Source organism: Roseovarius sp. MBR-51 (genome assembly GCF_053628575.1).
In genome coordinates this window covers 125,199-149,039 of record NZ_JBRJGQ010000010.1, presented here as the reverse complement: position 1 = coordinate 149,039, position 23,841 = coordinate 125,199, and the positions used below count along the sequence as shown (strand labels likewise).

Annotated in this window: 25 protein-coding genes; 13 read left to right on the top strand and 12 right to left on the bottom strand. The window is 60.1% G+C overall.

The features are described from left to right. The first annotated feature begins 67 nt into the window (after positions 1-67). Positions 68-274: a heavy-metal-associated domain-containing protein gene (locus ACSSVY_RS15800; RefSeq protein WP_290898666.1), complete on the top strand. Its 207-nt coding sequence runs from the start codon at positions 68-70 to the stop codon at positions 272-274. A gap of 201 nt (positions 275-475) precedes the next feature. Here the strand turns inward: ACSSVY_RS15800 and ACSSVY_RS15795 are convergent, their stop codons facing one another. The 7 genes from ACSSVY_RS15795 to ACSSVY_RS15765 all read right to left on the bottom strand — a co-directional run bounded on the left by ACSSVY_RS15795 (position 476) and on the right by ACSSVY_RS15765 (position 6,657). Continuing rightward, a complete protein-coding gene (locus ACSSVY_RS15795; RefSeq protein ID WP_081508717.1) occupies positions 476-970 on the bottom strand; it encodes a c-type cytochrome in 495 nt (164 codons plus the stop codon). Further along, entirely contained in the window at positions 952-2,340 is a 1,389-nt protein-coding gene (locus ACSSVY_RS15790) for a multicopper oxidase family protein (RefSeq protein ID WP_454270548.1), read from the bottom strand. Before ACSSVY_RS15790 ends, ACSSVY_RS15795 begins: the two co-directional genes overlap by 19 nt. 348 nt (positions 2,341-2,688) lie before the next feature. After that, positions 2,689-3,147 (bottom strand): c-type cytochrome, encoded by a 459-nt coding sequence (locus tag ACSSVY_RS15785; RefSeq protein WP_037275446.1) that lies wholly within the window; start codon positions 3,145-3,147, stop codon positions 2,689-2,691. Between the two features lie 31 nt (positions 3,148-3,178). After that, positions 3,179-3,757, bottom strand: coding sequence for a L,D-transpeptidase (locus ACSSVY_RS15780; protein ID WP_037275444.1), 579 nt, complete (start codon positions 3,755-3,757; stop codon positions 3,179-3,181). A gap of 451 nt (positions 3,758-4,208) precedes the next feature. Next, positions 4,209-4,529: an SHOCT domain-containing protein gene (locus tag ACSSVY_RS15775; RefSeq protein ID WP_075571760.1), complete on the bottom strand. Its 321-nt coding sequence runs from the start codon at positions 4,527-4,529 to the stop codon at positions 4,209-4,211. Further along, positions 4,526-5,935: an ATP-binding protein gene (locus ACSSVY_RS15770; protein ID WP_037275442.1), complete on the bottom strand. Its 1,410-nt coding sequence runs from the start codon at positions 5,933-5,935 to the stop codon at positions 4,526-4,528. The genes ACSSVY_RS15775 and ACSSVY_RS15770 overlap by 4 nt, the downstream gene beginning before the upstream one ends. After that, positions 5,935-6,657: a response regulator gene (locus ACSSVY_RS15765; RefSeq protein ID WP_037275440.1), complete on the bottom strand. Its 723-nt coding sequence runs from the start codon at positions 6,655-6,657 to the stop codon at positions 5,935-5,937. The genes ACSSVY_RS15770 and ACSSVY_RS15765 overlap by 1 nt, the downstream gene beginning before the upstream one ends. A gap of 198 nt (positions 6,658-6,855) precedes the next feature. Between ACSSVY_RS15765 and ACSSVY_RS15760 the strand changes: the two genes are divergently transcribed. The 5 genes from ACSSVY_RS15760 to ACSSVY_RS15740 all read left to right on the top strand — a co-directional run bounded on the left by ACSSVY_RS15760 (position 6,856) and on the right by ACSSVY_RS15740 (position 10,285). Further along, complete coding sequence (locus ACSSVY_RS15760; protein WP_245875212.1) at positions 6,856-7,413, top strand: EF-hand domain-containing protein; 558 nt, start codon at positions 6,856-6,858, stop codon at positions 7,411-7,413. A 145-nt stretch (positions 7,414-7,558) separates the two neighbouring features. After that, positions 7,559-7,945: a DUF302 domain-containing protein gene (locus ACSSVY_RS15755; RefSeq protein ID WP_037275483.1), complete on the top strand. Its 387-nt coding sequence runs from the start codon at positions 7,559-7,561 to the stop codon at positions 7,943-7,945. Between the two features lie 38 nt (positions 7,946-7,983). After that, the gene (locus ACSSVY_RS15750) at positions 7,984-8,670 is read left to right on the top strand and encodes a TVP38/TMEM64 family protein (protein WP_454270547.1); all 687 of its coding nucleotides are present in this window, start codon (positions 7,984-7,986) and stop codon (positions 8,668-8,670) included. Positions 8,671-8,766: 96 nt separating this feature from the next. Further along, on the top strand, positions 8,767-9,690 hold the full coding sequence (lgt, locus tag ACSSVY_RS15745; protein WP_454270546.1) for a prolipoprotein diacylglyceryl transferase: 924 nt from the start codon (positions 8,767-8,769) through the stop codon (positions 9,688-9,690). Between the two features lie 31 nt (positions 9,691-9,721). Next, on the top strand, positions 9,722-10,285 hold the full coding sequence (locus ACSSVY_RS15740) for an RNA polymerase sigma factor (protein WP_037275434.1): 564 nt from the start codon (positions 9,722-9,724) through the stop codon (positions 10,283-10,285). Positions 10,286-10,331: 46 nt separating this feature from the next. Here the strand turns inward: ACSSVY_RS15740 and ACSSVY_RS15735 are convergent, their stop codons facing one another. Continuing rightward, positions 10,332-11,018 (bottom strand): DUF6629 family protein, encoded by a 687-nt coding sequence (locus tag ACSSVY_RS15735; protein WP_037275433.1) that lies wholly within the window; start codon positions 11,016-11,018, stop codon positions 10,332-10,334. A 358-nt stretch (positions 11,019-11,376) separates the two neighbouring features. Here ACSSVY_RS15735 and ACSSVY_RS15730 point away from each other — a divergent pair, with 358 nt between their 5' ends. The 6 genes from ACSSVY_RS15730 to ACSSVY_RS15705 are packed head-to-tail and all read left to right on the top strand — an operon-like array spanning position 11,377 to position 19,189. Beyond that, a complete protein-coding gene (locus tag ACSSVY_RS15730) occupies positions 11,377-13,743 on the top strand; it encodes a heavy metal translocating P-type ATPase (RefSeq protein WP_454270545.1) in 2,367 nt (788 codons plus the stop codon). 16 nt (positions 13,744-13,759) lie between these two features. Further along, positions 13,760-15,208: a YfcC family protein gene (locus ACSSVY_RS15725; protein WP_037275431.1), complete on the top strand. Its 1,449-nt coding sequence runs from the start codon at positions 13,760-13,762 to the stop codon at positions 15,206-15,208. A 23-nt stretch (positions 15,209-15,231) separates the two neighbouring features. Next, the gene (locus ACSSVY_RS15720) at positions 15,232-16,461 is read left to right on the top strand and encodes an arginine deiminase (RefSeq protein ID WP_088635785.1); all 1,230 of its coding nucleotides are present in this window, start codon (positions 15,232-15,234) and stop codon (positions 16,459-16,461) included. A gap of 23 nt (positions 16,462-16,484) precedes the next feature. Further along, entirely contained in the window at positions 16,485-17,486 is a 1,002-nt protein-coding gene (gene argF, locus ACSSVY_RS15715; RefSeq protein ID WP_008282902.1) for an ornithine carbamoyltransferase, read from the top strand. Positions 17,487-17,488: 2 nt separating this feature from the next. Then, the gene (arcC, locus tag ACSSVY_RS15710) at positions 17,489-18,400 is read left to right on the top strand and encodes a carbamate kinase (RefSeq protein WP_088635786.1); all 912 of its coding nucleotides are present in this window, start codon (positions 17,489-17,491) and stop codon (positions 18,398-18,400) included. A gap of 18 nt (positions 18,401-18,418) precedes the next feature. Further along, positions 18,419-19,189, top strand: a complete 771-nt coding sequence (locus ACSSVY_RS15705) for an SDR family NAD(P)-dependent oxidoreductase (RefSeq protein ID WP_008282900.1) — start codon at positions 18,419-18,421, stop codon at positions 19,187-19,189. A 45-nt stretch (positions 19,190-19,234) separates the two neighbouring features. Here the strand turns inward: ACSSVY_RS15705 and ACSSVY_RS15700 are convergent, their stop codons facing one another. The 4 genes from ACSSVY_RS15700 to ACSSVY_RS15685 form a co-directional block, all read right to left on the bottom strand. Then, a complete protein-coding gene (locus ACSSVY_RS15700) occupies positions 19,235-20,269 on the bottom strand; it encodes a type II glyceraldehyde-3-phosphate dehydrogenase (protein ID WP_454270544.1) in 1,035 nt (344 codons plus the stop codon). A gap of 5 nt (positions 20,270-20,274) precedes the next feature. Beyond that, a complete protein-coding gene (locus ACSSVY_RS15695; protein ID WP_099911744.1) occupies positions 20,275-21,615 on the bottom strand; it encodes an SAM-dependent methyltransferase in 1,341 nt (446 codons plus the stop codon). Positions 21,616-21,857: 242 nt separating this feature from the next. Next, the gene (locus tag ACSSVY_RS15690; protein WP_008282897.1) at positions 21,858-22,526 is read right to left on the bottom strand and encodes an RNA polymerase sigma factor; all 669 of its coding nucleotides are present in this window, start codon (positions 22,524-22,526) and stop codon (positions 21,858-21,860) included. 41 nt (positions 22,527-22,567) lie between these two features. Then, on the bottom strand, positions 22,568-22,819 hold the full coding sequence (locus ACSSVY_RS15685; protein ID WP_162655213.1) for a hypothetical protein: 252 nt from the start codon (positions 22,817-22,819) through the stop codon (positions 22,568-22,570). On the opposite strand from ACSSVY_RS15685, the gene ACSSVY_RS15680 reads away from it, so the two are divergent. Next, positions 22,818-23,672, top strand: a complete 855-nt coding sequence (locus ACSSVY_RS15680) for a DMT family transporter (RefSeq protein WP_454270543.1) — start codon at positions 22,818-22,820, stop codon at positions 23,670-23,672. The genes ACSSVY_RS15685 and ACSSVY_RS15680 overlap by 2 nt on opposite strands. Positions 23,673-23,841 lie beyond the last annotated feature (169 nt).

Here is a 23,841-nt window from a genome sequence, read left to right as displayed (position 1 = left end):
ATTTTTTTGCCCTTGACCTTCCTCCGCTGGAAGCGCCCACCTGAAGATAAGAGAGAAGGAGACGTATATGAGCAGCTTCACAGTTCCGGGAATGAGTTGCGGGCATTGCACCGCAACAATTGACAAGGCGATTAGGTCTATTGACCCAACTGCGACCGTTTCGTGCGACTTGAGCACGCATACCGTTTCGGTCGAGAGTTTTCTCAGCGTCAGGGCGGTGTCGGAAGCGATCAAAAACGCAGGATACGATGTGTCGGCGCCAGCCGCGATCTGAATAACCCTTGGGACTGCAATTACTGGTGCAAAACTTGCCGGATCACGTACCCAGCGTCCTGTCGTGCCAAGTCGATTAAGCGCACTCGACCAAATGATTGTCCTTGGATGGGCGGTAACTCGATTGCGTCATACCTTCGCTCGACAACCAGTCCAACTTTTCCTCGACCTCAAGATATTCAGCGCCTTTCTCGGACGCGGTTCAGTTGCCTTCCTGCTGTCGCTGGTCAGCACTTCGTTCGGCTTGAATAGCGCGCTGACGCTCCGGCCACGTTGATTGGATGTAAGCGATGATGTTCCAGATTTCGGCGTCCGACAGCTGGTCGCCGAACCCGGGCATGCCGCTTTCGAACTCGACCCCTTGGAGGGCAAGAGCGGCCTTGCCGCCCAGCTTGGTGTAGTCAAACAGCACGCCATCGGGATGATGCCAGGTATGACCGGTTTCGTCATGCGGCGGTGCAGGCAGGACGCCATCTGGTCCGGCCGACCGCCAATCCGGCTGTCCTTCCAAATCGGCACCATGGCAGGCCGCGCAATATTCTCTGTAAAGATCTTCACCCTGTGCAATGTCGGCGGCTTCCGGCGTGGATTCGGTCAGCACACCGGCCGTGCTCATGAGCCAGGCTGCGGCTCCGCCACCGCCCAGAAAAATCACCGACAGCATCAGGTATCTTCGCATCACGTCACTCGCATCCATGTCATCATGCCGGCGGCCGCGTGGCTGAGCATGTGGCAGTGAAACAGCCAGTCGCCTGGATTATCGGCGACAAAGACAACGGTCCGCGTTTCGCCCCGGAACATCGTTATCGTATCCCGGAGCGGCCCCAATGTGCCATCCTCGCCGATTTCGCGGAAATGCATCCCGTGCAAGTGCATCGCGTGCGGGAAGGACGTGTCGTTGCTAATCTCAAGCTTGACGGTCTGCCCGAGAGCGAGACCGGCAAGCGGTGCATCGGGCATTCCGACGGTGCCGTCTAAGGCCCAGTATTCGTTTTCGTCGACCAGATCGCGGAAGGATTTCCGTTCACCGTTCAAGACCGCCGATTGCATCCGGCCCATCGCACCGCCCTCGATGTTAAGGCGAACGGGAACCGCATTGTCTAGGCCCGGAACATCCATATTCGCATTGCTCGGCAGGGCAGGGGGGTCATCCCGGCGTACGGCGGACGCCCGACCGGTCACGGTAAGGGCAACTTGTGACATACCTTCCCCATTGTCGAGGCGCACCAGATGGGCCGTTTCACCGGAGTCGGCAGTCACGTCGACGATCAGATCGGCGCGCTGGCCGGGGCCGAGAATGAGGGGTTCGCCGAGCCTCTGGGGTTGCGCCAGTGGCATCCCGTCCAACGCGATGGTCCAGCCTTCCATTCCGGCGATATCAACGACGAAGATCCGCGCGTTGGCCGCATTGATCAGACGCAGTCGAAGCCGTTCATTCTGACGCACATCGATCGCAAGACCGTACTGTCCGTTCGTCGCAACGAAATTTCCCATGCGGCCTGCGTGGCTGCGGGAATGCGCAGAGGTGAAGTCGGGATTGATCTGTGCGGTTTCGGGATCGAGAAGCCAATCGTCCAGGATCAGAACCTCCTCGCGATCCACTTCCGGAGCTTCCGCTTCCTCAACAATCAGCGCGCCGTAAAGCCCTCGGGCGACCTGTTCGAAGGACCTCGCATGGGCGTGATACCAATAGGTTCCGGCATCAGGTACAACGAAGTCGTAATCGAAACTCTCGCCCGGTTCGACGGCGGCTTGGGTCAGCCCGGCGACGCCGTCCATCGCGTTGTCGATCCGGATTCCGTGCCAGTGGACCGAGCTTGCCTGTGGCAGCGCGTTCAGTAACTTTCGCTGAACGCGGGCACCCTGCGCGATCCGCAACTCCGGGCCGGGCATCATGCCGTCATAGCCCCATATTTCCGTCTTTGGATAAGGCGGCGGCGCGAGCTGGACCGCGCTCACTTGAGCTTTGAATTCGTCAAATTGAGGCGTCAATGCGCGCCCCGCTCTGGGCAATGGAAGGACAGCGGCCGCCGAAGCGCTACGCAAAAGGAAATCCCGACGTATCATGTTCTCTCCTAGCCTTAAATAGTATGGAGCTCTGGCGCGCCCCGTCGCTTTGATCGTAGTTCGGCTGCGACACCCGTAAGGTGATTTTCTCTTCTGCTTTCAGCAACCTGATAGCCAGAAGATTGACCGACATCGCAGGCAAGTCGAAAATAGGGAGGAACCGAGTTTCGGTTTACACGACCGCGCCGAATTCCACCGAACACGTTGCCCTGCCGAGTCAAACTGCCGAGCAAATCATAGTTCAGGTCCGCGACGGTCCAGCCGCGCACGGCAAGAAGCTCTGGAAGAGTCGCGGTCGGTGGCGATTGGCCAACTTCCCGGTAAAAAAAAATTTTACCCTTTAATCTGTTAGAAAATGCCATTCGCTTCTTGGAGTTCCCGGACGAATTGCGTGACCATCTTGACATCAGCGTCTGTCAGTCCCTTGACCGGAGGCATATTCCCGAAATTCCAGTGATGCGACCGGACACCGTTTTTCGCCGCCAAGACGAAAGCCATGTCCGAATGATGTGAAGGCTCATAGATCTTGTGCACAAGTGGCGGCGCAACACCATTCTGACCTGCTGCGTTGGCGCCATGGCATTCGGCACATTTCGCCTCGAATGCGCCTTTTCCGATCTGTGCATTCGCTGACAGGTCCGTCGGCACCGAAACCTCCACGATGGGTGCCCCTCGGGCCACGCCGCTTGTGTCCGGTGGCACCATCGAGTGACCGGCCGACTGTTGCCTGGATGGGGCCGCGTTCCAATAAACGGCGAGGCCCCCGATCAAAAAAAGGGCCAGAATGGCCAGAAGCATCTTGTTCATTCTTTACTGTCCCTCGCGAGAACCACTCTGCTCAAATCAGCTTCACCTGCGTTCCCAGAGCCGTTCGTTCAAAGACTTCCTCGATATGTTCGTTGTAGAGGCCAATACATCCGTTCGACGACTTGCGCCCGATCTTCCGAGTATCCTGCGTTCCGTGGATCCGGTAATACTGCCAAGACAGATAGAGCGCACGGGTGCCCAGCGGATTGGCGGGGTCTCCGCCTGGAATAAGTGCTGGCCATTCGGGGTTGCGCTCACGCATCGACGGCGTTGGCGCCCAGCTCGGGTTCTCCCTTTTTTCGACAACCTCGGTATAGCCCCGCTTTGTCAACTCATCGGTCAGGGGAACCGATGTCGGATAGATTCGCATTTCGCCATCGGTGGTCCAATGCTGCAACACTTTCGTGATCGTATCCGAAATGATGATACCTTTGTCCAGGGACTCGAAATGGTCCCGCCACTCGTGCGTGCGGAAAGACGATAAGTTCCGACGCGTCGTTTCCACTCCCTGCGCCCGGAGTAACGACGGCGCAGCCAACGCGATTACGCCGCTCGCCGCAGCCAGTACGAAACGACGTCTATGGATTACAAAGGGTGCCTGCTCTACCATGGCATTCCTGCTACTGATTTCTTGCCTATCAGGTGTGCATAAACCACCTTCCAGCACTGGAGGGTCAAGCGAGCTCGTCTGACATAACAGTGAATTTTGTATCAGTTCGTAGCATCGCAAAAAAGTGCGCGCGAACCCGGCTGTCACCAGATCGTGATCCTCAAATATCTACCTTCGGCTTACTGACATCACGCGATTTGTTGCCGTGCCAAAATGACCTGAATGCGAGGCCTGTAAACACGAACGGCGCGCAATATGCATCCATGGAACATTGCAACCCTCATGGGCAGCACGGTTTGGAACACTGCGGTGTCGAAGCCGAAGGCGAAAACAACCTGTCCGATTTCCCAATCATTCGGCCGTTCCCTTAGTGGACACAGCGTTCCATGGCGGGAAGGTCGATAGTTAATGATTCATAGTTCGGTGGGCATCAAAAGCATCAGCCTTGGCGTCACAATTCGAGTTTCGCCTTGCGGCGCTCGTACTCCTCTTCGTCAATCTCACCTTTGGCATAGCGTTCGCGAAGAATCTCGGCCGCGTCGGATTTGCCGCCTGAGCGGGACCCGGCCGAGAACCCGCGGACGGCCAACACGATCAATGCGATGATCGCCCCCCAGAACAACAGCATCATCAAACCGCCAGCCATGCCGAATCCACCTCCCCACATCATGTGACCGAAACCGTTGCCCCAACTGTCCGCAGGATCGGCGAGCGCGGCTCCGGCGGACAATACTAGGGCTGACGGGGTTACAGCGGATACCATTTTTATCATGAGGTGTTCCTTTCTTGCTGATCAGGTTCTGTTTCGAGTGGTAAAGTGACGGTCACGAGAAGACCGCCTTCGGTGCGGTTCGTCAGCGCTACGTCGCCGCCATGGGCCCGCACAATCGTTCGCGCGATCGACAGGCCAAGACCGGTCCCACCGGTTTCGCGCGAGCGGGATTTTTCGAGCCGGAAAAACGGCTCGAACACTTGCTCGAGTTCGGCTTCGGGAACCCCAGGTCCGTTGTCGGAGACCCGTATCTGGACGTATTCGGCGTCATGTACGAAGGTGACCTCCGCCCCCCCGCCATAGCGCTGCGCGTTCTCGATGATGTTGCGCAGGGCGCGGCGCACCGATTGGGGACGCAAGCGAACGCTTATGCTGTTGGCTGTATCAAGGGTGAAGCCGTCGATCATGTCGGCCTGCAACTGCTTCAGGTAGGTTTTCAGATCCACCGTCTCGTAGACTTCGGAGCTGGCCATGCCCCGTGCAAAGGCAAGCGTTGCATCGACCATCTCCTGCATTTCCTCGATTGAGGCGACAAGACTTTCACGCGTTTCGTCCTCGTCCACCATCTCCGCCCGCACCCGCATGGCGGTCAGCGGAGAGCGCAGATCATGGCCCAATGCCGCAAGAAGTCTTGTCCTGTCCGCGACGAAACGCGTCAGTCTCGCCTGCATCCGATTGAAGGCCTGCGTGAGGCCGCGCACCTCGCTCGGACCGATCAGTGGCAACGGATCGACGGCTTCCCCCTTTCCAAGCCTGTCGGCTGCGCGCGAAACGCGCAGAAGCGGTCCGGTTAGCCGGGTCAGAAGAAACCAGCAGGCCGAGACTAGAATGATCGCCGCCGTGATTCCGAAACTGACGATTGAAGCCCATGGCCACTGCAACGGCGGCCGCTCGAACCTTGTTCCGACATTCAGCCACTGCCCGTCCGCCAGGGCGATCGACAGTTGCATTTCGATCGCGGAAAGCTCGCCCCGCATCATCGCGAGATGCATTTCGGCCATCTCCGGCGCGAGATGTGGCATCGGCGGAATGCCTTGCTCGACCTCGTGCAATTCCACGCGGATTTCTCGATCGTTCGCGCCACCTAGTAGTCCGCGAACGCGCGCCTCTACGGCTCCACCGTCTGCATGGCTTTCATGATCGACAGCGGGAATGTCCGAAAGATCGAAACGTACCAAAGGGGAATTCGCCGCTCTCAGGATCGCCTGCTGCAAGGACTCCGGCGCCTCTTCGAGCAAGAGCGCGACGTTCGCGGCCCGGCCTGCCGCTTCGAAACCCAAGGCGGCGCGCACGGCGAGACCACGCTCGTCGACGAACAGCCACAGGCTGATCGTCTGTGCGACAGCAAGCGCCGCGACGATCAGCAGGACCAACTGCCCACGAAGATTATCGAAGGGGCGCGGCATCAGCTCAACTCGTGGACATCGGCAGCCAGGCAATAGCCGCCGCCGCGCACAGTCGTGACGATGCGCGGCCGCGACGGATCAAGCTCGATCTTCCGGCGCAGTCGGCTGATCTGATTGTCTATGGTCCGGTCAAATACTGACGCTGCGCGGCCTGCCGTCAGATCGAGCAACTGATCGCGGCTGAGGACAAAACGAGGACGTTCCAGCAGGACGGTCAAAAGCTTGAATTCCGCGCTGGTCAGATCGATTTGCTCACCGTCCTCGTTCGAAAGTACCCGACTGTCCGTGTCCAGAATCCAATGGGCAAATGCGATACGTCGGCCCGAAAGTGTACCTGCATAGGGTTCGGCTTTCGTCGAACGGCGCAGGATGGCCTTGATCCGGGCGACCAGTTCACGCGGGTTGAAGGGTTTCGCTAGGTAGTCATCCGCGCCGATTTCAAGGCCAACAATCCGGTCGGTTTCCTCCCCGAGCGCGGTCAACATCAGGATCGGAACGGATCCACTTGCCGAAAGTCGGCGGCACACGGAAAGACCATCTTCCCCCGGCATCATGACATCGAGGACGATGAGGTCGTACTTGCCGTTCGCAAGCTTCGCATCCATGTCGACCGCGTCGCGCGCGGACGTTGCGCGCATCCCGTTCTTTTCCAGGTAGCGCGTCACGGCATCGCGGATTTCGCGGTGGTCATCGACGACAAGAATGTGCGGCGGTTCGCTCATAAGCCTTCCTTTAGATGAATGCCGGGTGCTTTCCCGAAGAGATTTGTCACGAAGTGTAACAGGCCCCGCGTTTGCGACCTGCCGATACAAAACGCCTGCGCTCCCTGCATTCCTTCGCGACAGGCATCTGCCATATGTTCTGTATCGCAACACTGACACGAGGTAACCTAAATGAAACGCAATACTCTACTCGCTGCAATGACCCTCACTGCAACCGTCCTTGGCGGTGCCGCGTTCGCGGAGTCCCACCACGGACACGGCGGAAAATCCGGACCCGGTGCCGCGCAAGGAGGTGCCCCCGGCATGATGGGCATGATGGAGGGCATGGATGGAATGATGGATATGATGCAGCGCATGCATGGCAACATGATGGGCGGCGGCATGATGGGCGTTATGGGCCCGATGGGCGGAGGTATGACGAAGATGCTGGACGCTGATGGCGACGGCAAGGTCACTCCTGAAGAGATGCGCACGCAGCTGCAGGCCAAGCTTGCCGAATATGACGGCGATGGCGACGGCTCCCTCTCGATTGCAGAGTTCGAAACGCTTCACAGCGCGATGATCCGCGAGATGATGGTGGACCGATTCCAGCACCTCGATGCCGACGGTGACGGCGCGGTGACGGCGGAAGAGATGGTGGCGCCTGCCGAAATGATGGAACGGATGCAGATGATGCGGTCGAACATGGCGCAGTCGCAGGGTCAGCCCGGCAATGGCCAGGGCATGGGCGACGGCACCATGATGAACGACAATTGAGAGGTTCGGCGCCAGCTCTGACTGGCGCCGCTTCCCCAAACGTCTGATCCGAAAACATCCGGACGCAACACCAGACCGCGTCCGGACTTGCCAAGTCCAGGCAATGAGCAGCAACCACAGAAAATCCGAAAGGGAGAAAATCGAATTGGCCTATACCTATGATCGTGTCTTGAAAGATGTCGCCTTGGGCGACGCTGAAATGCGCGTCCGCGATGCATTGACAGAAAAGGGCTTTGGCGTACTGACCGAGATCGACGTGAAGGCGACGATGAAAAAGAAGCTGGGTGTGGAGATGGCGCCCTATCGCATCCTTGGTGCCTGCAATCCGGGCATGGCCCACAAGGCCATCGAAATCGAGCCGCGCATCGGCGCGATGCTGCCCTGCAATGTGATTCTGCGCCAGATGGACGGAGGCACCGAAATCAGCGCCATTGACCCTGTGGCCTCTATGCAAGCGGTAGAGAACGCCGAGTTGCACGAAGTCGCCGATCAAGTCCGCGATTTGCTCCGGGCCGCTTTGGACGCGGCCTGAAGTCTCTCTCGATGCCCTTGACCTGACATGAGGCGCAGATGAACCGTAACAATACGCTCACACCAACCGTCAAGACCGCCATCGCGCTGGCATTCGCGACGGCCTTGCTGGTCCTTGCGTTCGGACCGCTGCCCGACACCCTGACCCGCCTGAACGGCGACAGGATCTCTGCTTGGGTCATGGCTGCAGGTATCTGGGGGCCAATTTTAGTCGTCGGACTGATGACGATAGCGATCGTGGCCACGCCGATCCCAAGTGCACCCATCGCACTGGCTGCAGGCGCGGCCTACGGCCACACCGTCGGAACAGTTTACATCGTTCTCGGTGCCGAATTCGGCGCTCTTGCAGCCTTCGTTCTCGCCCGGTTTTTGGGTCGGGACGTATTGCGGCAATGGTTTGGCGACAAGATCGATGTTGGCTGGCTTGGCTCTCAGAACGCGCTAACATTCACGGTTTTTATCAGTCGGCTGTTACCATTCGTTTCGTTCGATATTGTCAGCTATGCAGCGGGGCTCAGCCGACTGCATTTCTGGCGCTTCGGACTGGCCACGTTAGCCGGAATTATTCCTGCCAGTTTCGTACTCGCGCATTTCGGCAACGAAGCCGTCAGCGGAGACACCTCCCGTGCTGCCTGGGCTGCAATCGGACTGGGCGCTCTGACCCTGACCCCGCTCGTCTTCATCGGCGTCAGGGACTGGCAAAGATGTAGATTACGCCATGACTGATCGTGACGCACACCATCTTCTGAAACGAGCACCATGGATTGAGCGCCAGGGGCATTTCGGTTTTCGGTTCCAAAGCAAAGAACAGGGACTCCCTCAATGTTGACCGCAGCGATACCATTTCCGGACATCGGAACCGATCTGTTCTCGATCGAAATCGGCAGTTTCACATTCGCGCTGCGTTGGTACGCGCTGGCCTATATCGTCGGCATCCTCATCGGATGGCGCATCTGTCTGGCCGCAGTCAATCGCCCGGCACTCTGGCCCCCGGCCGGTCCGCCACTTGATCGCGAGCAGATCGAGAACCTTCTGACATGGATCATACTGGGCGTGATCGTGGGTGGGCGCCTGGGTTTCGTGCTGTTTTATCAGCCCGGCTATTACCTGGCCAACCCGCTGGAAATCCTCAAGGTGTGGCAGGGCGGCATGTCGTTCCACGGCGGTTTTGCGGGTGTAGGGATTGCGGCGCTGATATTCTGTCTTCGTCAGAAAAGATCCCTGCTCAGCACCGCAGACCTGCTTGCGCTGGCAACTCCGCCGGGGCTGTTTCTGGGACGGCTGGCGAATTTCACCAACAACGAGCTTTGGGGGCGGCCTACGGACGTTCCTTGGGCGATAATCTTTCCGGGCGAGGCGGCGCAAGTCTGTGACGGCATCACCGGGCTCTGCGCCCGACACCCTTCGCAGCTATACGAGGCGCTTCTGGAAGGGCTGCTGCTCGGAACACTCCTGCTCTATCTCGCCTGGCGGCGCGGCTGGCTGAAGGCCCCCGGTGCTCTGACCGGGGTTTTCCTTACTGGGTACGGCCTTGCCAGAAGCTTCGTGGAACTGTTCCGGCAGCCGGACATGCAGTTCGTGACCGCCGAGAATCCGATCGGTCACGCGCTTCATTTCGGCGAATGGGGGCTGACGATGGGTCAAGTGCTTTCCGCGCCGATGATCGTGACAGGACTGGCTCTGATTTTTTACTCCTTCAGTCACTTCGGAAGCGCGGCCGACCAGAGGCTAAATACCGTCGTGTGATTAAGTGGAGCCAATAAAAGGAGGAACTCGAATGAACAGCAATGTGGAAGAACAATATAGTGGAACAGCGACCGAGAACGCACTGGTCGAAGGGCGAAAAGCGTTTCTCGGCTTCCTCGCGAAACGGGTCGGCAACCGCGCGGATGCCGAGGATGTTTTCCAAGAGTTCTGCATTCGGGTGCTGACTCGCAAGGATCAGCTTCGCGACGTGGAACGCATGGATGCATGGCTATACGCGATCCTCCGGTCCACCATGAACGATCATTTTCGCAAAGCCACTCGGCGCAGCCGCTTGGCCGTAGCTGTCGCACGAGACCCACATCAGTTGGTTGCCGATGCGCCGGTGCAGATGGCGCGGCTGTGCACTTGTCCGAGCAGGCTGCTTACCGAGCTTCGTACCGTTGATGCCAAATTGATCCGGCGGATCGATTTCGGTGAAGAGGATCGGAAAATCGTGGCCGCCGATATGGGGTTGAACCGCAATGCCCTTGGCGTTCGGCTGCACAGGGCGCGCGCTGCTCTGCGCGAGGCGATCCAATACCATTGTGGAGCCTGCTGCCTGGAGGATCCCGATGATTGCTACTGCCCAGTCTAGCGCCGAAGCGATCCCCTACTGCGACAAGCAAAGCTAGGCGACGGAATCAGGCGAACAATTCAGGGCATTCACGGGCGCATTTGTTGGTCAAAATGATGTACACCAGATGCAGCGTTGCGAGCCCCGCCAGCAGGCAGAAAAACGAAATGTAGGCAAACTGGAGAAAGGCGATATCGATCACGATCACCGCCACCAGCGTCAGGGCGAAATGGCGCATATGTTTGTAATGCGACAGCGCTGGCGGCAGGGTGATAAGGGTCACATAGATCGTATTGGTCAGCCAGCGTGGCATCATGTAATCAAGCCACATTGATTTTTCATAGGCCAGCGACTGGTTGTTGATCTCGACCACGACCATGCTGCTGTTCAGCCCGTGCGGGATGTAAAGCAATAGACCGAAGGCCAGTCCGATCAACGCCATGAGGCGGAACAACCGCTTCCGAGGGCTGTCGTCCGGTTCCAGAACGTAGACCGAGTATGGCACCCAGATCGGCCACATGAACCAGGTGAAAAAAATGAACCCCATAGCTCCCCATAAGACCGTCAGGGGATCGTTTCCGTTCATGCCGACCCAGACAAAACCCTCGGTAAACTGTTGCAGTCCGGCAAAAAGCGGCATCAGGGCAAGCGGAAGATACCGTTTGTTTCGCCGCCACGCCACAATTGAAATGGCCGTGCCGCCGCCAACAAGAAAAACGCTGGCGGCAAAGCTGACTTGCGCGGACAAGCACATGGAATTCTTTCTCCGACATATTTTTTTGGGACGGCCCAAAGTGCAAACCTAAGGCACAAACTGGGCGTTGAAAAGCAACCGGCTCATTACGGGAGTCCTCTCGGCGCCGCTGACCACCCATTGCGATGGGACGGTCGCGGGCGCAGCTCAGTCGCGATTACCTCCCTGAGCACGAGGCCTCTGCGGAGACTTGGCGCGCCCCGTCGGCAAAGTATTCGAATTGCCGAGTTGAGGAATCGCCAGTGGCTTTCATGCAAATCAATGCCTTTCGGATGGAACTGTAAGGTTTGGAGACCGGCAACGTCTATTTACCTAAACGGTCGTTCTCGATCGCAAGGAAAATCGACAGGAGCCAACATTGAAAAAATTGACCCTTGAGGTCCGCGGGCTGTTCGAGGAACTCGATCATCTCGCGGTCGAACGCCATTTGTCAGCTCTCGGCGGCGTGCACAGCGCCGAAGCGAACCCGGCATCGGCAAGCGTGACAGTCCACTACGATGAGACGGCAGTGGGCGAGGAAGAGCTGCGCAACACGGTTGAGGCCTGCGGATTCCACTGCGCCGGGGAGCGGGTTCCGAACCATGTCTGCCACGCCGACCATCAAATATCTGGCGCGGAGGCCCCGGCTGGCCACGACGCGATGGCGCACGAGATGGGCCACGGCGGTGGCATGGACATGGCCAGCATGGTCCGCGACATGCGCAACCGCTTCTGGGTGGCGCTGCTGTTCACCATCCCGATCTTCACTTATTCGCCGATGGGTGGCCTGTTCACGCCACCCGCGCCGCCCTTCGGGCTGGAACTGGATCTGTGGCTGTTCTTCCTGGGTAGTGCCGCGATTATCTGGCCAAGCTGGCCGTTCTTCGTCGCCGCTTGGCGGGCGCTGCGTAACGGCATCCTGAACATGGCGGTCCTGGTCGTGCTGTCGGTTGGCACCGGTTATTTGTTCAGCGTCGGGTCTACCTTCTTCTTTCCGGGCGTGCAATTCTACGAGGCGGTGGCGGTCCTGCTGGTGTTCATCCTGTTGGGTCACTGGCTGGAGATGCGCGCGCGGGCCGGGGCGTCTGCTGCAATCCGCGCACTGCTCGATCTTGCACCGCCGATGGCGACCGTTATCCGCGATGGGCAAGACGTCGAGGTGCCTACCTCCGAAGTCCTTGAGGGCGAGATCGTGCTGATCCGGCCCGGCAACAAGATCCCGGTGGATGGCGAGGTTGTCGAAGGCGCGTCGCTGGTCGACGAATCCATGCTGACAGGCGAATCCATGCCGGTCAACAAGGCCGTCGGCGACACCGTGATCGGCGCCACCATCAACAAGAGCGGCAGTTTCCGGTACCGCGCCACCAAGGTCGGGGCCGACACCGCGCTGGCGCAGATCGTCAAGCTGGTGCAGGAGGCGCAGAACTCCAAGGCACCCGCCCAGCTTCTGGCCGACAAAGCCTCACAATGGCTGGTGCTGATCGCCGTCGTGATCGGACTTGCAACCTTCGCGGTCTGGTTCTGGTGGATCGGCTCTCCGCTTTTGTTCGCGCTGACGCTGACGATCACCGTCTTCGTCATCGCCTGCCCGGACGCGCTTGGGCTTGCTACGCCGATGGCGGTGATGGTGGGCACAGGGTTAGGGGCGCAGCACGGTATCCTGTTCAAGAATGCCGGTGCGCTGGAAGACGCGACCAAGCTTGACGTGATCGTCTTCGACAAGACCGGCACGTTGACCATGGGCGAACCGCGCGTGGTCGAGGTCGTTGCCGCCGAAGGCGGCGCGGAGGATGACGCGCTGCGGGCTGCGGCGGCCGTCGATCGCGGCTCGGACCACCCGCTGGCGCTCGCCATTGTCGAACGCGCGGCGGACCTCGACGTCCCGCAGATGGCCGAGTTTCTCAACCTCGAAGGCCGCGGCGCGCGCGCCGAAGTCGCAGGCAAGACCGTGCTGGTCGGCAATCGGCGCCTGATGGACGAGGAGGGTATCGACGTCGGCACCCTGACGGCGGAGGCCGAGCGCCTGAAGGGCGAGGGCCGCACGGTTGTGCATGTGGCGCAGGGCGGACGGATGCTGGGCCTGATCGCCATCGCTGATGCGCCGCGTCCGAGCGCCAAGGCCACCGTGGCCAAGCTGCGCGCACGCGGCGTCGAGGTGGCGATGCTGACCGGCGACAACGAAGGTACCGCAAGGCGGATCGCGGGCGAGCTGGGCATCGACATTGTGCTGGCAGATGTTCTTCCGGGCCAAAAGGCCGAGAAGGTCAAAGAGCTTCAGGCCCAGGGTAAGAAGGTCGGCATGGTCGGTGACGGTGTCAACGACGCACCCGCGTTGACCCAGGCCGATGTCGGATTTGCCATCGGTGCGGGCACCGACGTGGCGATGGAAAGCGCCGATGTCGTGCTGATGAAAAGCGATCCCTACGATGTCGTGGGGGCCATCGAGTTGTCGCGCGCCACCTTGCGCAAGATGCACCAGAACCTGTTCTGGGCCGTGGCTTACAACGTGGTCGCCTTTCCGATGGCGGCAGGGGTGTTTTATCCGTTGATCATCAGCCCCGCCGTGGCAGCACTTGCCATGTCGGGCAGCTCCGCGCTGGTGGCGGTCAACGCGCTGCTGCTGAAACGAACGCGGCTGGAAGGTATTGGTGCGGGCAAGAGTGGGTCCGCCAGCGGCGGCGGTCAGGGCGATGCGCAGGCAGGCCAGGTGCCGCTTCACGCCGGACACTCGCAGAAATCACATTGAATAAGGGGGACTTGAGATGTCTGACACATCATCGACCAAGACACCGGACGGGAAGGGCATGGCGGCGCGGTTTCCCACCGCGTATTCCATCCTGTTCGGCCTGATCATCGTTGTCGCGGCGCTGACCTGGATTATCCCTGCGGGCCAATATGACCGCGCCATGAACGAAGAGGTCGGGCGCGAGATCGCCGTGCCGGGTACGTATCAAACGGTCGAGCCCAATCCACAGGGGGTCATCGACGTCATGCTGGCACCGGTGGCGGGGTTTTATGATCCCGACAGCTATGCCGCAAATGCCATCGACGTGGCGCTGTTCGTACTGCTTTTGGGCGGCTTTCTGGGCGTGGTGAATGCCACGAATGCCATCGACACCGGCATCCAGACGGCGATGGTGCGGCTGAAGGGGCGCGAGATCTGGATGATCCCGATCCTGATGTCGCTCTTTGCCCTGGGCGGCACGACCTATGGCATGGCCGAGGAAACGCTGGCCTTTTACGCGCTTCTGATCCCGGTGGTGATCGCGGCGGGCTACGATTCCGTGACCGGCGTGGCGATCATCCTGATCGGTGCCGGGATCGGCACGCTGGGATCGACAATCAACCCCTTCGCCACGGTGATCGCGTCTAACGCGGCAGGCATCCCGTTCACGGATGGTATTGCGCTGCGGCTGGTCCTTCTGTTGGGCGGCCTCGCGATCTGCGTGGCCTACGTCATGCGCTATGCCTCGAAGGTTAAGGCCGACCCGGCCCGGTCCGTCGTCGCTGCGCAACGCGACAGCGACCGGCAGTTTTTTCTGAACGAGACGGATGCAACGTTCGAGGAGCCGAAGCTGAGCGGAACTCAGAAGCTGGTCCTGATCCTGTTTTTTACGACCTTTGCGGTAATGATTTGGGGTGTCTCGAGCCAGGGATGGTGGATGGCTCGGATGGGCGCGCTGTTCTTCGGCATGGCCATCGTCGTCGGGCTGGTCGCCCGCATGGGGGAGAAGAAGCTAACGTCGTCCTTTGTCGACGGAGCGAAGGATCTTCTGGGAGTTGCGCTGGTGATCGGTCTGGCGCGCGGCATCGTGGTGATCATGGAGCAGGGCCTGATTGCCGACACGATCCTGAATAGTGCCGCCGATACCCTCGGCGGCCTGCCGGAAGTCGCGTTCATCAACCTGATGCTTTGGATCGAGATCGGGATGAGCTTTCTCGTGCCGTCGTCGTCCGGCCTGGCCGTCCTGTCGATGCCGATCCTTGCCCCGTTGGGGGATTTCGCGGGGGTCGGCCGTGACCTCGTGGTGACGGCCTATCAATCGGCGAGCGGGCTCGTGAATCTGATCACGCCCACCTCTGCGGTTGTGATCGGCGGTCTGGCCATCGGGCGCGTGTCGTTCGACCGCTGGGTCGTCTTCGTCTGGCCCCTGCTGCTGATCCTCGTCGTCTTCATCTCGGCCGGGATCAGCCTGGCCGCCATTCTCTGATTAGAAAGAAGGAGGCATTCCAGATGTCTGAACCAAAATTGGGCGTTCATTCCGAAGCCGGTACATTGCGGCAGGTGATCGTATCGCCACCCGGCCTGGCGCATCGCCGTCTGACACCGGACAACCGCGAAGACCTGCTGTTCGACGATGTGTTCTGGGTCAAACAGGCGATCAAGGATCACGCCGTCTTTGCCGATGTCATGCGCGGCGAAGGGGTCGAGGTGTTGGATGCGATGGCGCTGCTGGGCGAGACGCTGGACATTTCCGACGCGCGCGCCTGGGTTCTCGACCACCGCATCACCCGCAATGACGTCGGCGTGGGGATGCGGGACGACTTGCGTGCCTGGATGGAGGGTCTGCCCGGCACGGAACTGGCCCGTTTGCTGGTCGGCGGCATCCGGGTGGACGATCTGCCTTTCACGCCCTCCGGCATGTTCGGCAGCTACCTTGGCCCCCACGGTTTCGTGCTGCCGCCGCTGCCAAATTTCATCTTTACCCGCGACAATTCAGCCTGGGTTTATGGCGGCGTGAGCCTGAACCCGATGCATTTCGCGGCACGGCGGCCCGAAACGCTGCTGATGGCAGCAGTCTACCGGTTTTATCCGACATTCGCGGATCGAGTGCGGGTCTGGTTCGGCGATCCGACGCGGGAATTCGGGACGGCCACGCTGGAAGGCGGCGACATCATGCCAATCGGGCACGGTGTCGTCATGGTCGGCATGGGCGAACGATCGACCCCGCAGGCGGTGGGCCAACTGGCCGAGGCGCTGTTCGAGGGTGGCGACGTGACGCGGGTGATCGCCTGCCAGATGCCCAGTTCGCGCGCGGCGATGCATCTGGACACCGTTTTCACCCATTGCGGGGGCGATGTGGTGACCACTTTCAAGGAGGTGGCGGATGCGATCACCTGCTATGACCTGCGCCCCGGTCAGGGCAAGGCCGCGCTCGATATCCGCCGGGATGCGCGCCACATATTCGAGATCACCGCTGAAATTCTGGGCCACAAGAAACTGCATCTAGTGCCCACCGGCGGGGCCGACGCCGCGGAGCAATCGCGCGAACAGTGGAATGATGGCAACAACGTGCTGGCGCTGCGCCCCGGCGTCGTCATCGGCTATGACCGCAACGACGACACCAACGCCGCACTGAAGGAGGCCGGGATCGAGGTGCTGGCCATCCCCGGTGCCGAACTCGGCCGGGGCAGGGGCGGCAGCCACTGCATGAGTTGCCCGACGATCCGCGACGCAATCTGAACCACCGACGATAAGGAAATCCCATGTCCTACAATCTGAGAAACCGCCATTTCCTGGCCCTGCGCGACTTCACGCCGCAGGAAATCAGCTTCTTGCTGAAACTCTCCGCCGACCTGAAGGCGGCGAAATACGCCGGCACTGAAGTTCCGCGCCTGACCGGCAAGGAAATCGCCCTGATCTTCGAGAAGGACAGCACCCGCACCCGCGTCGGCTTTGAGGTGGCGGCCCACGATCAGGGCGCGCATGTGACCTATCTTGGCCCCTCGGGGTCGCATCTGGGCAAGAAGGAAACCGTCAAGGACACCGCGCGCGTGCTAGGCCGGGTCTATGACGCGATCGAATATCGCGGATTTGGTCACCCTATCGTCGAGACGCTGGCGCAATACGCTGGCGTGCCCGTCTATAACGGGCTGACGGACGAATTCCACCCGACGCAGATCCTTGCCGATTTCCTGACCATGCAGGAACATTCCGACAAGCCGCTGCGCGAGATCGCCTATTGCTTCATGGGCGATGCGGGCAACAACATGGGTGACAGCCTGCTGATCGGCGGGGCGAAGATGGGCATGGATGTGCGCCTGTGCGCGCCCGAAAGCCTGTGGCCGGGCCAGGCGATCCGCGACGAGGCCGATGACGTCGCCGTGCAGACCGGCGCGCGGATCACGATCACCGAGGATGTGGACGCCGCGGTGAAAGACGTCGATTTCGTCTATACCGATGTCTGGGTGTCGATGGGTGAGCCCAAGGAAAAATGGGCGGAACGGATCGAGCTGCTGACGCCCTATCAGGTGAATTCCGATGTGATGGCCAAAACCGGCAATCCGAGGGCCAAGTTCATGCATTGCCTGCCCGCCTTCCACAATGCCGAGACCGAAGTCGGCGCCGATATCGAAGAGGAATTCGGCATCACGGCGATGGAAGTCACCGAAGAGGTGTTCGAAAGCCCGGCCTCCATCGTGTTCGATCAGGCCGAGAACCGGCTGCACACGATTAAGGCGGTGCTCGTCGCCACGCTGGGCAACTAGCGGTGCTGGTTGTCGCCGCATTGGGGGGCAATGCATTGTTGCGCCGTGGCGAGCCGCTGACCGCCAAGGCGCAGCGCGAGAACGTCGCCACCGCGGCTACCGCGCTGGCGCAGATCATCAAGGCCGGACACCGGCTGGTCGTCACCCACGGCAACGGGCCGCAAATCGGCCTGCTTGCATTGCAGGGTGCGGCCTACAAACCCGATGCAGTGTTCCCGCTGGATGTGCTGGGGGCGGAAACCGATGGCATGATCGGTTACATGATCGAGCAGGCGCTTGAAAACGCCCTGGGCCATGACCGCCCGGTCGCGACCCTGCTGACCCAGATCGAGGTCGATCCCAAAGACCCGGCCTTCGCCAAACCCACCAAGTTCATCGGCCCGGTCTATGACAAGGCGGAAGCCGAACGGCTCGCGCAGGCGCGGGGGTGGAGCATTGCTGCGGATGGCGCGCATTGGCGCCGCGTGGTGCCGTCGCCGATGCCGAGTGGCATTCCCGACCTGAAAGTGCTGGAACTGCTGCTCGAGCAGGACGTGACGCTGATCTGCGCAGGCGGCGGTGGCATTCCGGTCGTCCGGCGTGCCGACGGTTCGCTGATCGGGGTCGAGGCGGTGATCGACAAGGATCACGCGACGGCGCTTCTGGCGCACAAGCTGAACGCCGACGCGCTGTTGCTGCTGACTGACGTCGAGGCCGTGTTCCGCGACTTCGGCACCGAAACGCAATCGGCTATTAGGCAGGTGTCGCCGGAGGACGCAGTGCGTCTGGACTTGCCCGACGGCTCGATGGCGCCGAAGGTGGCCGCCGCCGCGACTTTCGTATCCGATCGTGCGCGTTTCGCCTCCGTGGGTCGCCTGGAGGATGCGCTTGCCCTGCTAGATGGCAAGGCGGGCACGATGATCGTAAACAACTGAACCCAAGGAGCATATTCGATGAAACGTCTGGCAGAAAAAGTCACCCTGATCACTGGAGGAGCGGCAGGCATCGGTCTGGAAACCGCCCGGCTTTTCTTGAGTGAGGGGGCCAAGGTTGCGCTTGTGGACCTCCACGTTGACGACCTGTCGGATGCTGCGGGGGATCTGGGCAATCCGGACGACCTGCTGACAATCGCCGCCGACGTCTCATCGGTCGAAGATTGCAAAAGATACGTCGCGCAGACCGTCGAGAAGTTCGGGCGCATCGACGTGTTCTTCAACAACGCCGGAGTCGAAGGCATGGTCGCGCCGCTGGTCGATCAGAAGATCGAGGATTTTGACCGCGTGATGGCGGTTAATGTGCGCGGCGCTTTCCTTGGGTTGCAGCATGTCTTGCCCGTGATGACTGGGCAGCAATCGGGCAGCGTGATCAACATGTCGTCGATCGCGGGCCTCAAGGGCAGCCCGAACGTCGCGCCCTATATCACGTCGAAACATGCCGTTGTCGGTTTGACGCGCGCCGCCGCGATAGAGGTCGCAGGCCACAACGTGCGTGTCAACTCGGTGCATCCCTCGCCGGTCAACACGCGGATGATGCGGTCGCTGGAGGAAGGGTTCAATCCCGGCCACGGCGACGAAGTGAAGCAACAGCTTGCCGGCACGATTCCGCTGGGTCGCTATGGTGAAAGCATAGAAATCGCCAATCTGGTCCTGTTCCTCGCCTCCGACGAGTCCGCCTTCATCACGGGAGCGCAGTATCCCATCGACGGGGGCATGTCGGCGGGCTGATCGGGTCTCTGCCCTATGGGTTTGGAACCTGTTGCTAGGGGGCTGTCAGGTCGCCGTAAATGTCCCGACCCCAAGCGCCGCGTTCGTACGCGCAATCGACGCCGATCCGTCTCGCTCGGCTTCCGTCAGGGCGCGGATCGCGTCGATGGTTTCGGGGATCACGATGGCTTGGTTGTCGACCATGTAGGCATAGTACAATTCGTCGCCCTCGACCTTGAGCATGTCCTCCCACAGAGCCACCTCATAGAGGCTGTCGTTGGGACGCCCGAAATCGGCCATCATCTCCTTGACCGCGTTAAGTGCGCCCAGCCCGTCCGCCATCCGGATCAACGCGATGCGGGAGGAGGCGCGGAACGCTTCGAGTACCTCGTCTTTGGACGCCTTGCGCGGCATCCTGACCGACCAATAATGCAGATGGGCAAGGGTCTGCGGCACCTTCACGGCCATCGTGATCACGTCGAGATCGGGATCGACGCTTTGTGCATCCGGGCCCTGATGGCTGGGAATATCGGGTTCGGGCACAAGCGTGTTCATGATTCCACCCAGATGGCTTTCCCACGGGTCGGTGGCGCGCCGCAGGAGCGTTCCGCGCGCTGAGCCAAGAAGCCCTGCAACTTTCAGCGCTGTGAGGGTGCGGACGATCGACGTCGTGTTGCAGGACACCACGCGGGTGCGATCGCGCCCAATCGCGCTTGCATAGTTTGCTTCGGCAACAAAGGAATGGCCGGTCACCTCGTGTTTTTCGCCGCCATGAACGATGAACCGGATGCCTCTTTCGCGATAGGTTTCCACATTGCGCACAGCCACTTTCTTGGGCGTGCTGTCCACCACGATGTCTGCGGTAGCAAGCAGGTCGTCGAGCCCTCCGGCCACGTCAAGGCCGGCCTCTCGCCTGGCCGGGGTGCGATCCGGGTCGGCGGCATAAAGCGCGAAACCCTTCGCGCGCGCCATGCGGGCGCGCCAGTCGGAGGTGACATCCGCCACGCCAACGAGGTCCATGTCCTCTTGTGCGACCACTGCGTCTGCCACACGTTTGCCGATCACGCCGTATCCGTTTACGGCAACTCTGATAGGTCTCATGTCAGTCATCCCGCTCTCGTGAATTCTGTGCCGGTCGAAATATCCCAGGCGGATTCGCCTGCCTTGACCTTGGCGATATAGTCACGGGTCAGCGGAACCGCATCACGGCGCTTGGCAAGCTGGATCTGGAAGACCATCAACCGCCCATTCCGGAACGCCATTTCGCAGACAGCCAGATAGAATTCCCACATACGGCAGAACCGCTCGTCGTAAAGCATGCGCGCTGTTTCGCGTTCCTGGGCAAATCGTTCGGACCAGTGGCGCAGAGTCTCGGCATAATGCAACCGCAGGACCTCGACATCCGTGACCCACATTCCCGCACGCTCTGCTGCCGCGATGGTTTCGGACAGCGTGGGCAGATAGCCCCCGGGGAAGACGTATTTGCGGATCCACGGATCGCTGCCGCCTTTGGGCGCCATCCTGCCGATCGCATGCAAAAGTGCGACGCCATCGGGCCTGAGAACGCGCTGAAGGGTGGTAAAAAACGCATCGAATCCGCTGCGGCCCACATGCTCGAACATACCTACGGACACGACGCGATCGTATAGCCCATGCTCTTCGCGGTAATCGCGCCGTTCAAAGGCCACCTGATCAAACAGGCCGGTTTGCTGGGCACGTTCGCGGGCAGCGGCAATCTGTTCGGTCGAGAGGCTGAGCCCGGTCACGCGCGCCTCGTGTTGCTGGGCAAGCTCCATCGCCAGCCCGCCCCAGCCCGAGCCGATGTCGAGAACCTCCAGACCGGGTCGCATCAAGAGCTTTGCTGCGATGTGCTTTTTCTTGAAGGCCTGGGCCTCGTCCAACGTTTCGGTCCCGATCGGGAAGTAGGCGCAGGAGTATTGTCGATCCGCATCCAGAAAAAGGTCGTAGAGTTCGGTCGAGATGTCGTAGTGATGCGCCACGTTCGCGTGAGACCGGCTGATCGGATTATGATGCAGCCTGCGGCTCAGGAATGCGTCCAGCCAGCGGGTCAATCGTCTGCCAGGCAATGCGTCGATAGTATCTATGTCGGTCATGCAGATCGAGAGGAGGTCGCGCAGGCTGCCAGTTTCAATGCGCAGCGTCCCGTCCATATAAGCCTCGCCAAGTGCAATGCTGGGGTTCACCAGAAGTTGCACAGGCAGCACCTTTTCGGTCAAACGGACGGAAACGGCGGGTTCGCCGCCGGGGCCGAAATGCCACGTCTGGCCGCAGGGATCGTAGATGGTGAGGCGTCCGTTTTGAACGAGGCGTCGCAGCGATTTGGCGAGCAACCACATGGCCGCCCGTCCCGGTGCGAGACGTCCGGTTTCAATCCGGCTACCTTCTTGTTCAAAGCGTTCGTCGGGAGAGGTTTCGCTATTGGACATGATCGCTTGCTCCGTCTTGTTTTTTGTCGGCAGGCGGCGTCAACCGCCGCTTTCTGATAAAACAGACGAAAGATGACAAGGTTCATTACAGCGCAGCGGCCTGCCGACACGGTGCCCGCGGTGCACAGGCGTGCGTAGGCGGAACCCTTGGAAAACGGATCGGCGTGTCCTCGCTGGCGGACAATAGAACGCGATCCGTGAATTGCAGACACGCCGGTGAGAGAGGGCCAGCACATCGGGGCTCAGTCCGTCGTTTTCGCTCCGGCGTCGTCCTTCATCGCTTGAAAACGAGCGCGGGCCTTTTCCGCTGCGTCGCAATCGCAATCGAGAAAGCCATGAACCGGGCAGGTCAGGCACATCTGTTCCAACCTTGTCTTCAACGCCTGCCGACCCCGGTGAAGGCGGACCGTGATGTTGTTCAAGGTGATGCCAAGGTCTTTGGCGACAGCATCGCGCGGCTGCTCCTGAAGATCGACGCGCCAGATTACTTCGGCATATTCCGGTCTGAGCGTCGGCAACAGCTTGTACAGACAATTGCATATCGCCTCGTCGAGTTCTTCGTCGAACCCGTTTTGGACGCTGTCCAGGTCGGTTGGGGCCATGACTACCTCCCTCTGGCGCCTTCGCGAAACCTTGCGACCGTAGTCGGCGATGGACGACGCCAGAATCTGGCCGAGCCAGCCACGAACGGCGCGCACATCGCGAAGTTGCTCGGAGCGGTCAATGGCGCGCAGCATGAACGTTTGCAGGACATCCTCGGCTGCCTCCGGATCTCCCAGTCGCCGACGCAGGAAATTCAGGATATGCTGCCGACCTTCCACCAGCGAGCGACGGACAGCGATGTCCGCATCCTTGGCGGCTGTGTTGGGCTGATCTGCTGTGGATAACCGATCATTCGGGTCGTGATTCATGATACACCTCTGAAAAGTAAGACGCCGAACCATCGAGAACGTTACACTTTTTCGGGTGCTTCGGGTGACCTGATTGTTGGTGGTTTTGCTGTTGGGTATGCACAGGCGCGGTCTTTTGGAACCCGGGCCAACGGGCGTATGCCCAGGAATGCGTAAGGTTTCGGCTGCCGCAGCGTCTTCTTACTTCGCCCCTGAGTTGGCACATCGGAAAATTTCTGCAATTCCTGCCACTTCTGACTTGGAAAGGAAATCTCGATGTCGCCGACTGTCATAACCAAAATCGTTTTGGCCATGTTCCTGTGGGCGGCGTGCTTTCCGTTGATCACGGCAGGGCTGCAATACTCGCCGCATCTGACTTTTGCGACAATGCGCGCAGTTCTGGCCGGAGCAACTTTGGTGGGTCTGGCCATGATTTTGCGCAGACCATTCCCGCGCGGTTGGCGCACGTGGTTGACCTTGGGGATCGTCGGGATTGGTGCGACAAGTTTGGGATTTCTGGGCATGTTTCATGCAGCAGAATTCGTGTCTCCGGGCCTCGCCACGGTCATCGCAAACGCGCAGCCGCTGCTGGCCGCAATACTGGGTGTTGTATGGCTTGGCGAAAGGCTGCCGAAGGTCGGTTGGGTCGGCCTTTCGATCGGATTCATGGGAATCCTCGTGATCGCGCTGCCGCAATTGCTTGATGGAGGGCAAGAGGGGTCGGCCATCGGTTTCGCCTATATCGTTTTGGCCGCGGTTGGGGTGACCATCAGCAACGTGGCCATCAAGTCCATCGCCGGCAAAGTGGACGGGCTTTTTGCAATGGGGTTACAGTTGCTCATCGGCAGCGCGCCGCTCGCGTTCGCAGCCCTCGCGCTGGAAGATCAAAACGCCATTCAATGGAACGCGGTCTTCACGGCATCGCTTTTGGGGCTGGCCCTGTTCGGCTCAGCGCTGGTGTATTGGCTCTGGTTTTCCGTGCTGGAGGCAGTTGAGCTGAACCGGGCGATTGTGTTCAGCTTTCTTGTTCCAATCTTCGGTCTTTCAATTGGTGCCTTGTTTTTCGGGGAACGCCTGTCCGGGATTCAATTTTCCGGTATTGCGCTGGTCATTTTGGGGATCGTGTTCGTCAATCTTAAGGGAGCACGGCGGTCTCAAGGTCGATAATACAGAACAACCTGTTAACCTGTTTTCAAACGGTCGTTTTGGCTATTGTCTTCGTCGAAAGCCTGTTTGCTTCGATACGAATGTGTGTTGCTTATTCAGAGTGACGCGCGGAGGGGCAAATTGTTCTTAGAATGACTGCGCGCATTGTACGTTAGAGAGACAATGCTCG